Origin of the sequence: Pseudomonas sp. URMO17WK12:I7 (genome assembly GCF_003269045.1) — a bacterium.
GTDB lineage: Bacteria > Pseudomonadota > Gammaproteobacteria > Pseudomonadales > Pseudomonadaceae > Aquipseudomonas > Aquipseudomonas putida_J.
The window spans coordinates 43,928-55,049 of record NZ_QLTL01000027.1 but is presented as its reverse complement, the minus strand read 5'-3'; the positions used below and the strand labels follow the sequence as shown (position 1 = coordinate 55,049).

At 63.7% G+C, this 11,122-nt stretch carries 8 protein-coding genes and 1 pseudogene; 3 read left to right on the top strand and 6 right to left on the bottom strand.

All coding sequences use genetic code 11. The annotated features are described in order from the left end of the window. A pseudogene (locus H040_RS26040) lies at window positions 1–242 on the bottom strand (hypothetical protein); the annotation flags it as partial. A 345-nt stretch (window positions 243–587) separates the two neighbouring features. Continuing rightward, window positions 588–1,019 (bottom strand): DUF2628 domain-containing protein, encoded by a 432-nt coding sequence (locus tag H040_RS26035; protein ID WP_027919120.1) that lies wholly within the window; start codon window positions 1,017–1,019, stop codon window positions 588–590. A 268-nt stretch (window positions 1,020–1,287) separates the two neighbouring features. On the opposite strand from H040_RS26035, the gene H040_RS26030 reads away from it, so the two are divergent. From H040_RS26030 to H040_RS26020, 3 genes are read left to right on the top strand one after another with little or no spacing between them, the layout of a single operon-like run. After that, the gene (locus tag H040_RS26030; RefSeq protein WP_027919121.1) at window positions 1,288–2,526 is read left to right on the top strand and encodes an exonuclease SbcCD subunit D C-terminal domain-containing protein; all 1,239 of its coding nucleotides are present in this window, start codon (window positions 1,288–1,290) and stop codon (window positions 2,524–2,526) included. Beyond that, window positions 2,523–6,167 (top strand): AAA family ATPase, encoded by a 3,645-nt coding sequence (locus H040_RS26025; RefSeq protein WP_027919122.1) that lies wholly within the window; start codon window positions 2,523–2,525, stop codon window positions 6,165–6,167. The genes H040_RS26030 and H040_RS26025 overlap by 4 nt, the downstream gene beginning before the upstream one ends. Then, window positions 6,164–6,757 carry a glutathione S-transferase gene (locus H040_RS26020; RefSeq protein WP_027919123.1) on the top strand — a complete coding sequence of 198 codons (594 nt, stop codon included), beginning with the start codon at window positions 6,164–6,166 and terminating at the stop codon, window positions 6,755–6,757. The genes H040_RS26025 and H040_RS26020 overlap by 4 nt, the downstream gene beginning before the upstream one ends. Before the next feature lie 137 nt (window positions 6,758–6,894). Here the strand turns inward: H040_RS26020 and H040_RS27555 are convergent, their stop codons facing one another. The 4 genes from H040_RS27555 to H040_RS26000 form a co-directional block, all read right to left on the bottom strand. Continuing rightward, window positions 6,895–7,071 carry a hypothetical protein gene (locus tag H040_RS27555; RefSeq protein WP_177326699.1) on the bottom strand — a complete coding sequence of 59 codons (177 nt, stop codon included), beginning with the start codon at window positions 7,069–7,071 and terminating at the stop codon, window positions 6,895–6,897. A 138-nt stretch (window positions 7,072–7,209) separates the two neighbouring features. Next, complete coding sequence (locus H040_RS26010) at window positions 7,210–8,340, bottom strand: lactonase family protein (RefSeq protein WP_027919124.1); 1,131 nt, start codon at window positions 8,338–8,340, stop codon at window positions 7,210–7,212. Next, the gene (locus tag H040_RS26005) at window positions 8,306–8,596 is read right to left on the bottom strand and encodes a DUF5629 family protein (protein WP_027919125.1); all 291 of its coding nucleotides are present in this window, start codon (window positions 8,594–8,596) and stop codon (window positions 8,306–8,308) included. The genes H040_RS26010 and H040_RS26005 overlap by 35 nt, the downstream gene beginning before the upstream one ends. A 147-nt stretch (window positions 8,597–8,743) precedes the next feature. Continuing rightward, complete coding sequence (locus H040_RS26000; RefSeq protein WP_027919126.1) at window positions 8,744–11,119, bottom strand: efflux RND transporter permease subunit; 2,376 nt, start codon at window positions 11,117–11,119, stop codon at window positions 8,744–8,746. Window positions 11,120–11,122 lie beyond the last annotated feature (3 nt).

Here is an 11,122-nt window from a genome sequence, read left to right as displayed (position 1 = left end):
CCATGGCGCGGGGCCTGGCTGCCGTCGTCGCAGAGCAGGGCGAGGCTGACGGGTTGGCCGATGAGTTTTTCCGGGTCGTACTCGGTGTCCTGCACCAGCACGTCGAGGGTGTAGCGCGGGGTGCGGCCGATGCGCTCGACGCCGTGGGCGCGCAGGGCCTGCAGCTGATCGGCACCCAACGGGGTGGTCAGCTGCAGCAGGCGGCCGCTTTGCGAAAGCGGGGTGCCGAAGGTCAGGTCCATTGAAAAGTTCTCCATTTACTGACGATACACATCAGAGGCAACTTAACGCCGCGCCAGTACCAAGTGCCCGACCAACGCGCCCAAGGCTCTGGGCCACTGGCTCGCTCAGTCAGATCCTTGAGCGTTGTTGCTTACGCGTCTTTGAGGTTCGAAAACCGGAAGCTAGGCCTTCGGTCATAGACCGTCAACAAACGAAATGTTCAATGCGAAGGCATAGTTTGTAGGACGCGAACCACAATATGCCCAAGGCCGTTCGCGTCCTGCACGAAGTGAAGGGTGTGGCTGAGAGGTGTATGCCTTCGGATCTTCAGTCATACACCTGGGGCCCCTGCCGCAAGCAAAAACTCAGATAACCCGCTGTCCCTCAAACGGGTTCCAGCCATTCAGCCCTTTGGTCTGCTTCAGGTAGTAAGCCCGGTTGCTCAGGAAACTATAAAGAAATGCAAACGCCATGCTGAGCCCGTTATCCACCGGCCGCGGGATCTCACTCCCGGTCACCGCCTCGACGACGCCCAGCAGCAACCCAAGGGCAATCATGATCGCCAGCATGACCAGGTTCTTCTTCCACAACCCCAGCACGAACCAGTAGATCGGGCCAAAGAAAAAGCCGATGAAGTTATTGTTGATCAGCAGCTTCTTGCGAAATGGCAAGGCGCGGAAAGCAGCTTTGTAAGACGCTGAAGTCGGGGCGCCGTACTGATCGAAGAAGGCGAAACGCTCTTGCCATTTAGGCTTGAGGTTGCCAGCGGTGGATTGGGATTGCGGGATACCTTCCATGGGGAGCTCCGTGATGATCGTCCGTGGGTGTTAAATGGCCATGAACTTGGCCGGTTCGGAAGGTAGGTCAGCATTGGCTTGCCAGCAACTCCAGAAATGCCGGCAGAGCGCGAACCGGATCACGGAATGGGCAAAACGCCTGGTTTGGCGCTGCCATAAAGGCGTGACTGCCGTGTAACCCGGGGTTGGGTTACCATACCCGGCTCCGCGAAGCCCATCATTCACGCCAAGCCCCCCGGCTTGCTGACTCGACACCAACAGGTCATCCATGCGTCTGTTTCACACCTCCGACTGGCACCTGGGCCAAAGCCTGCACGGCCAGGAACGCGACTTCGAACACGCCTGCTTCCTCGACTGGCTGCTCGGCCAGCTGCGCCTGCGCCAGCCGGATGCGCTGCTGATCGCTGGCGACATCTTCGACACGGTCAACCCGCCGGTCAAAGCCCAGGAGCGGCTCTACGACTTCATCGTCCAGGCCCACGAGCAGCAGCCGAAGCTGGATATCGTGATGATCGCCGGCAACCACGACTCCGGCTCGCGCATCGAGCTGCCCGCCGCGCTCATGCGCCGCCTGCGCACCCACGCGCTGGGCCGGGTGCACTGGCTCGACGAAGGCCAGCTGGATGCCGAGCGCCTGCTCATTCCGCTGACCAACGGCCGTGGCAAGGTCGCCGCCTGGTGCCTGGCCCTGCCCTTCCTGCGCCCGGCCGAAGTGACCGGCCCGCAGCTGGGTGACGACTACCTGCAGGGCATCACCCAGGTGCATCAGCAGTTGATTGGCGCGGCGCAGAAAAAGCGCAAGAAGGACCAGGCGCTGATCGCCATCAGCCATGCGCACATGGCCGGGGGCGCGGTGTCCGAAGACTCCGAGCGCAGCCTGATCATCGGCAATGCCGAGGCCTTGCCGGCCAAGCTGTTCGACAAGTCGATCAGCTACGTGGCGCTCGGTCACCTGCACAAGCCGCAGAAGGTCAACCGCGAAAGCCGCATCCGCTACAGTGGCTCGCCGATCCCGCTGTCGTTCGCCGAAATCAACTACCCGCACCAGGTGCTGGAAGTCGAGCTCGATGGCAGCGAGCTGGTCAGCGTCGAGCCTCGCCCGGTACCGCGTGCGGTGGCCCTGCAGCGGGTCGGCCCGGCGCCGCTGGGCGAACTGCTCGAGCAACTGGCCGAGCTGCCCGTGATCGACCTGCTCGAAGACCCTAACCGCCAGCCTTGGCTGGAGGTGCGGGTACACCTGGACGAACCGCAACCGGACCTGCGCCAGCAGATCGAAGCCGCCCTGCATGGCAAGGCGGTGCGGTTGATCCGCATCAGCGCCGAGTATGCCGGCGCTGGCCGTGGCGAAGACGATGACCTGGCATTCGTCGAGCTGTCGCAAATGACCCCTCAGGACCTGTTCAGCCGTGCCTGGGAACAGGCCTACGGCAACCCCGTCGACGAACAGGCCCTGGCCGACTTCGCCCTGCTGCTGCAGGACGTTCAGCTGGAAGAGGAACAGCCATGAAGATTCTCGCCATCCGCCTGAAGAACCTGGCATCCCTGGCCGGCCCGGTCGACATCGACTTCACCGCCGAACCCTTGGCCAGCGCCGGCCTGTTCGCCATCACCGGGCCGACCGGCGCCGGTAAGAGCACGCTGCTAGACGCCTTGTGCCTGGCCCTGTTCGGCACCGTGCCGCGTTTGAACGACATCGGCCGCGAAGCCAAAGTGCCGGACGCCGACGGTGAAATTCCCACGTCCGACCCGCGCAACCTGCTGCGCCGCGGCACCGGCAGCGGTTTTGCCGAAGTCGATTTCGTCGGCATCGACGGCCACCGCTACCGCGCCCGCTGGGAAGCCAACCGCGCCCGCGACAAGGCCAACGGCAAGCTGCAATTGAGCCGCCAGAGCCTGTATGACCTGGACAGCGAGCAAATGCTGGGCAGCAGCAAGAACGAATACAAGCAACTGATCGAAGCCCGCCTGGGCTTGAATTTCGAGCAGTTCACCCGTGCGGTGATGCTGGCCCAGAGCGAGTTCGGCGCCTTCCTCAAGGCCGACGACAAAGAGCGCAGCGAGCTGCTGGAAAAGCTCACCAACACCGCCATCTACACCCGCCTCGGCCAGCGCGCGTTCAGCAAGGCGCGGGAAACTGCCGAAGCCCACAATACCCTCAAGGAGCGCGCCAGCCACTTGCTGCCAATGGCCAGCGAGGCCCGCGCCGAGCTCGACCAGCGCCTCGAGCTGGCGTTGCAGCAGTTCAAGGCCGACCAGGCCGGCGAGCGCCAGCTGGAGCAGCAGCGCAACTGGCTCAATGAACAACGCCAGCTGCAAACCCAGCACGGCGAAGCCGGCGCCGCCCTGCAAGCCGCCGAACAGGAATGGCAGCAACTGGCCGAGCAACGCCTCGACCTGCAGCGCCTGGAACGCCTGGCGCCGCAGCGCCACCAGTTCCACCGCCAGCAGATGCTCGCCGCGCAACTGGCACCCGTCGCGGCGCAGATCGCCGAGCAACAGCGCCAGCAAGACGCATTGCAAACGCGCACCGCAGCGCTGGAACAGGCGCTGCTGGCAACTCGTGAAGCCTTGGCACAAAGCCAGACCCTGCACAGCGAAAATGCGCCGCGCCTGCGCCAGGCCTTCGCCGGCCAGGACAACCTGGCGCGCCTCGAACAGCAACAGCTGGAACAGCAAACGGCCTGTCAGCAAGCCGAACAGCAAGTTGCCGAAGGTCAGAAGCAACTACAGCAAACGGAACAACACCAGCAGCGCAGCCAGCAGCAACTGGCCCAGATCGACACCGCCCTGGCCGACAGCCAGCACCTGGCCAGCCTGGCCAATGCCTGGCAGGCCTACCTGCCGCAACTCAAGCAAGTGATGCTGATCGGTGGCCGCCTGGCCAAAGGGCGTGAAGAGCTGCCAGGCCTGCAGGCCCAGGCCAGCCAGGCCAATGCCCAGCTGCAGGCCCAGCGCGACCACTTCGAGCTGCTGTTCCGCGAAGCCAAGGCTGAGCCCCAGGCCCTGGCCGAGCAGATCGACTTGCTCGGCAACATGCTGCAGGACAACCGCAAACAGCAACGCGCCGTCGAGGAGCTGTCACGCCTGCACGGCCGCGAACTGGAACTGCGCCAGCAGCTCGATGCCCTGCGTGAGCGCCAGCAGCAAGCCATGCAGCAACGCCAGCAACTGATCGGCGAAGGGACTGCGGCCAAGGCTGAACTGGAAGCCGCCGAACAGGCGCTCAACCTCACCCGCCAATTGCTGCAACGCCAGCGCCTGGCGCGCAACACCAGCGTTGAAGAACTGCGCGGCCAGTTACGCGATGGCGAGCCCTGCCCGGTCTGCGGCAGCGCCGAACACCCGTTCCATCAACCCGAAGCACTGTTGCAGAGCCTCGGTCGCCATGACCAGGCCGAGGAGGACGCGGCGCAGAAACAGGTCGAAACCCTCAACGGCAAGCTGGTCGAACTGCGCACCGAGCTCGGCGTGGTCAATGCCCAGCTCAAGGACTACCAGCAGCAACAGCAGCACTTGGGCGAGCAGCTGCAGCCGCTGGTGGCACAGGTGCAGGCGCACAGCCTCTGGCCCGCCCTCGCCCCGCAGGATGACAAGGCCCGCAGTGCCTGGCTCGACAGCCAGCTGCGGCGCCTGGACGAAGAAATCGGCAAGGACGAGAAACGCCAGAGTGCCCTGCTCGCCCTGCAGAAGGATGCCGCTCGCCTCAACCAGCAACTGCAGGCGGCGCAGGATGCCCAGCAGCAAGCCCAGCGTCATCTCGACCAGCAACACCAGGCGCTGGCCAATGATGAGCAGCAACTGGAACAAGGTCTCAATGACCTGGCCAATGTACTCCCGGGCGAGGTACTCAAAGCGCTTGGCGATGACCCGGCCAATGCTTTCCTCGCCCTCGACCAGCAGATCGCCCAGCGGCTGCAGCAACTGGAACAGCGCAAGGACGAGCAGGAAGAACAGCAGGCGCGCCAGCTGCAACTGGACAAGCTGCGTGACCAGCAACAAGCGCGCGTGCAGACCCTGGCGCATGCGCAGCAACAGCTCGCTGCACTCGACACGCAGCGCCAGCAAGCCCAGGGCGCGCTGGCCGAGCTGCTCGGCGAGCAGGCCAGCGCCGAAGCCTGGCAGCAGCATATGGACAACCAGCTTGCGCAGGCCCGTGCCGCAGATGCAGACACTGCCCAGCAGCTGCAAGACCTGCGCACCCAGGGCGTGCAACTGGCCAGCGAACTCAAGGCCAATACCCAGCAGCAGCAGGCACTGGAGCATGAGTGCCAGCAGCTGCAAGGCGACATTGCCCAGTGGCGCGCCGAGCATCCAGAGCTGGACGACGCCGGGTTGGATCGTCTGCTGGCCATCGACGATACCCAGCTGAACGCGCTGCGCCAGCGCTTGCAAAGCGCCGAGATGGCTATCGAACAGAGCCGCGTGCTGCTCCAGGAACGCGCGCAGCGCCTGCAGCAACACGCCGCACTGATGAGCGTCGAGGCTTCGGTCGAAGACCTTGAGCAAACACTGGCCGAGCTGCGCGAGCGGCTGACTGGCCATGAACAGCAATGCGCCGAACTGCGCGCACAGCAGGCCGACGACCAGCGCCGCCAGCAGGCGAGCCAGGCCCTGAGCGGGGAGATCGAACAGGCCTACCAGCAATGGCAGCGCTGGGCGCGGCTGAATGCACTGATCGGCTCGGCCTCGGGTGACGTGTTCCGCAAGATCGCCCAAGGCTACAACCTCGACCTGCTGCTGCACCACGCCAACGCCCAACTGCGCCAACTGGCGCGTCGCTATCGCCTCAAGCGCGGTGGCAGCGCCTTGGGCCTGCTGGTGCTGGACACCGAAATGGGTGACGAACTGCGCTCGGTGCACTCGCTGTCCGGCGGTGAAACTTTCCTGGTCTCGCTGGCATTGGCCCTGGGCCTGGCGTCGATGGCCTCAAGCACCTTGCGCATCGAGTCGCTGTTCATCGATGAAGGGTTCGGCAGCCTCGACCCAGAATCGCTGCAACTGGCCATGGATGCCCTGGACGGCCTGCAAGCGCAGGGCCGCAAGGTCGCGGTGATCTCCCACGTGCAGGAAATGCATGAGCGCATCCCGGTGCAGATCCAGGTACGCCGCCAGGGCAATGGCTTGAGCGACGTGGAGGTGTGCGGGTGATCCTCTACTCGTTCCGCCGCTGCCCATGGGCAATGCGCGCCCGCCTGGCGTTGCGCTATGCCGGCTGTGCGGTGGAAATCGTCGAGGTGGCGATGAAGAACAAGCCGGCAGAACTGCTGGCCTTGTCGCCCAAGGGTACGGTACCGGTGCTGGATACCGGTGCCGACGTGCTGGAAGAGAGCCTGGACATCATGCGCTGGGCGCTTGAACAGCACGACCCGCAGGACTGGCGCCTGCAGGCAGACCCGGCCGCCGCACAGCACGCCGAAGCCCTGGTGGCCCGCAACGACAGCACGTTCAAGGCGCAGGTGAACCTGTACAAGTATGCCGAGCGTTACCCCGAACATTCACGCGAGCACTATCGCCAACAGGCTGAAGCCTGGTTGGCAGAGCTTGAGCAGTTGCTCGAAGGCCGGCCGTACTTGCTGGCCGCCCACCCGAGCCTGGCCGATGCCGCCCTGTTGCCCCTGATGCGCCAGTTTGCCGGGGTCGAACCGCAGTGGTTCGCCGAGGCAGCTTATCCGCGGCTGCGGAGCTGGCTGGAGGGGTGGTTGGCGTCGGAGCTGTTCAAGTCGATGATGGCTCGCTAAGCATCTTCTTCAGGCATGTCACGGCCCCTGTGGGAGCGGGTTTACCCGCTCGCGAAGAAGCCACCACGGTGGATGGCACCGGCTTCGCCGGTGTTCGCGGGTAAACCCGCTCCCACAGGGTCCGAGTCAGGCCGGGATTAGTGGCTGTGCTTACCACTCAGCGCCGCATGGAAGTTGGCGCTCTGGCGCAGGTACTGCTCGGTGTAGCTGTGGGTGGCCGTGGGCTTGCTGCTGTCTGCATGGGCATGGGTCGGCAGCACGACGGAAGCGGAAATGGCGGATGCGGCAATCACGGGGAAGAGATTGAAGTTCATGGTGGCTGACCTCGACTTGAGTGGTTTGACGTTCAGCCGCTTGGGCCTTGGGTCAAACTTACGCCGCCGAGGTCGCCCGCAGAAATTCATTGCGCTGGTAAGGATTATTACCCGTATCGATAGTCCCTCCAGCGAACCTCACTCGATGAACTTGAGGTCCGAAGGCGCATCCTGAGTGAAGGTCTGCACTGTCTCGCCGAGCTTGCCACTGCGCGGGTCGCGGCGCATGACCACGATCTGGTTGCTTTTCTGGTTGGCCACCAGCAGGAAGTTGTCGCTCGGGTCCAGGGCGAATTCGCGCGGGTGGTCGCCTTCCACCGAACGGCGTTGCAGGAAGGTCAGCTGGCCATCGTCCTTGCCCACGCGGAACACCACGATCTCGTTCGCCGTGCCGCGGTTGCTGACATACAGGAAGCGCCCGTCCGCCGACAGATGCAGGCCACCCGAGGCCTTGGCGGCGGCATCCTGCTGTTCGGTAAGCGGCAGGCGCTGACGCTCCAGCAAGGCATCGTCCTTGACGTCGAACATCACCACTTCGCCACTCATCTCCAGTGTCAGGTAGGCATGCCGGCCCTTGGCATCGAACAGCAGATGACGCGGCCCGCTGCCAGGCGGCAGGTCCACCGACGCCGGGATTGCAGGGGTCAGCGGGTGATCGACGCTGGCGCCGTCATAGCGATAGATGAACACCTTGTCGGCTCCCAGGTCGCAGGCGTACAGGTGCTGGCCATCCGGGGACAGCACCAGCGAGTGCACATGGGCCCCGGCCTGCCGCTCGGGGTTGACGCCACTGGGCTTGTGCCGCAGCTGCTGGATCACCTCCTTGAGCTTGCCGTCCTTGGCCACCGGAATCACCACCAGGCTGCCACCCGGGGCGGGGGCGACGGCGTAGTTGGCGACGAACAGGTAACGCTGGTCGCGGCTGAGGCTGGCGTGGGTGGGCTCATCCCCACGGCTGCTCACTTGGTTCAGTGGCGTGATCTCGCCGTTGGCGCTGACGCTGAAACTGCTGACATGGCCATTGGGGGTTTCATTGACAGTGAACAACTGGCGCTGGTCGGCTGACAGCACCAGCCATGACGGGCTGACGCTCTTGACCACCTGCTGTGGCGTGGGGTCGATTTTCCCCGCCTTGCTGTCGAACGGGTAGCGATAGATGCCTTGGCTCTGGCCATCGGTGTAGCTGCCCACCAGCAAGGTGGCAGCGTGGGCGGTGATAGTCAGGCTCATCAGGCTAGCGGTCAGCAGGCTCGTCCAGATCCGGTTCATCGTCGTCTTCATCCGGGGCGCGAAAGGCACTCATACAGACTAGACGATGCTCGCCCTGGGCATCGTTGAGTTGCCACTCATCACCGGCGCCGACAGCGGCAGCGAGCTGCTCGGGGGTGAAGGACCAGCGGCGGTGTTGGCGGCCATCCATGCATTCGATGGTCAGGCCGGATTCGTCGCAGGTGAAATCGAAGGCGTGCAGGCCGTCGATCAGGAGCATGTCGCAGGAAGCGAGGGCGGTAGCGAGGGAGGACATGGGGGTACCGGTTTTGAATGAGCCGGCATTATAACCTCTGGGGCTGCTTTGCAGCCCATCGCGACACAAGGCCGCTCCTACAGGGGGCGCGTTTCTCTGTAGAAGCGGCCTTGTGCCGCGATGGGCCGCAAAGCGGCCCCCTGCGATTCAGTGGGCGAAAATGGATCCCCCTTCCTTACCCACCATTTTCTCAGGCTTGATCAGGAACCGCGCCAGCGCTGGCAGCAGCCACAACGCGCCAAACATGTTCCACAGCAACATGAAGGTCAGCATCAACCCCATGTCGGCCTGGAACTTGATCGCCGAGAAGATCCAGGTGCACACGCCGATCGCCAGGCACAGGCCGGTGAACAGCACGGCCTTACCGGTCGAGCGCAAGGTCTGGTAGTAAGCCTCCTGCAACGGCAGGCCGGCACGCAGGAAGCTTTCCAGCCGGCTGTAGATGTAGATGCCGTAGTCCACGCCGATGCCCACACCCAGGGCCACCACCGGCAAAGTAGCGACCTTCACGCCAATCCCCATGAAGGCCATAAGCGCGTTACCCAGCACCGATGTCAGCACCAGCGGCAGGACAATGCACAGGGTCGCGGCAAACGAACGGAAAGTGATCATGCACATCACCGCCACGCACAGGTAGACCAGAATCAGGATGGTCAGCTCGGCCGACTTGATCACCTCGTTGGTAGCCGCCTCGATCCCGGCGTTGCCCGCCGCCAGCAGGAACTGCAGGCCCTCCTTGTCATGGCTGTCGGCGAACGCCTTGGCCACAGCGGTGACACGTTCCAGGGTCTCGGCCTTGTGGTCGTTGAGGAACACCAGCACCGGTGCCAGCGAGCAGTCGGCGTTGTACAGGCCGTCGGCGCGCGCGATGGAGTTGTTGAGGATGTCCGGGTTGCGCGACAAGGTCTCCCACTTCAGGCTGCCCTCGTTCATGCCCTTTATCACCTGCTTGGACACGGTCACCAGGGAGATCGCCGACTGCACGCCGGGGGTGTTCTGCATGGTCCACATCAACTCGTCGATCGGCGCCATGGTCGAATGGATCGAGCAACTTTCCGGCGGGGTCTTGACCATGATCACCAGCACATCGGAACTGGTCGAGTAGTTGCTGATGATGAAGTGGTTGTCCTGGTTGTAGCGCGAATCCGGGCGCAGCTCCGGCGCACCCTGATCGAGGTCGCCGATCTTCAGGTTCTGGCTGTACCACAGGCCGCCGGCAAAGGCGATCAGCGCCAGGGTGATGGACACCGGGGCCACCTTGGCGCTGGCGAAGTTCGACAGCAGGCGCCAGAACGGATGCTCGCGGGTCGCGTCCCTCTTGCTGCGCTCGATGGCCTTCTTGCTGATGCCGACATAGGAAATCGCCACCGGCAGCAGGATCAGGTTGGTGAACACGATCACCGCCACGCCGATCGATGCGCCGATGGCCAGCTCGCGGATTACGCCGATGTCGATGATCAACAGGGTGATGAAACCCACGGCGTCGGCGAGGATGGCGATCATCCCCGGCAGGAACAACTGGCGGAAGGTGCGCCGGGCGGCGGTCAAGGCATTGTCGGCGTCACTGGACTGCAAGGCGATGCCGTTGATCTTCTGCACGCCGTGGGAAATACCGATGGCGAAGATCAGGAACGGCACCAGCATGGAGTACGGGTCCAGGCCGAAACCCACCGCATGCATCAGGCCCAGCTGCCAGACCACCGCCACCAGGGTGGTGATGAGCACGGCGATGGTGCTGCGGATGCACCAGGTGAACCAGTACAGCAAGACCCAGGTGATCACCAGGGCCACGCCGAAGAACATCGCCACCATCACCAGGCCGTCGATCAGGTCACCGACCTTCTTGGCGAAGCCGATGATGTGGATCTTCACGTTGGGGTTCTGTGCCTGGAACTTGTCGCGGATCTTCTCTTCCAGCTGGTGCGAGAACTGCTGGTAATCCAGTTTGACCTGTTTGCCGGGGTCCTGCGGGTCAGGGAAGCTTTCCAGCAAGGGCACGTCGACGATGCTGGACTTGAAGTTGTTGCCCACCAGGCGCCCGACCTGGCCAGACTTGAGCACGTTGTCGCGCAGGGTGTCGAGGCTGTCCTGGGAGCCGTTGTAGGTGTTGGGGATGACTTCACCGCCAGAGAAGCCCTCTTCGGTGACCTCGCTCCAGCGCACGCTGGGGCTCCACAGCGACTTCAGCCCGGCCCGGTCGACACCCGGAATGTAGAACACCTCGTCATGGATCTGCCGCAGCGTTTCCATGTAGTCCTTGTCGAAGATGTCGCCGTTGACCGCTTCGACCGAGATACGCACGGTGTTGCCCAGGTTGGCCAGGTCGTTGCGGTGCTCCATCATCTGCTCGATGAACGGGTGCTGCAGCGGGATCATCTTCTCGAAGCTGGTAGACGGGCGGATCTGCGTGGCCTGCCAGAACAGGAAAATGCTGACCAGCAGGCACAGGGCGATGACCACCGGGCGGTTGTTGAAGATCAGGCGTTCGAGCAGCGTGGCCTTGTCCTGATGATGCGGGTGCATGGT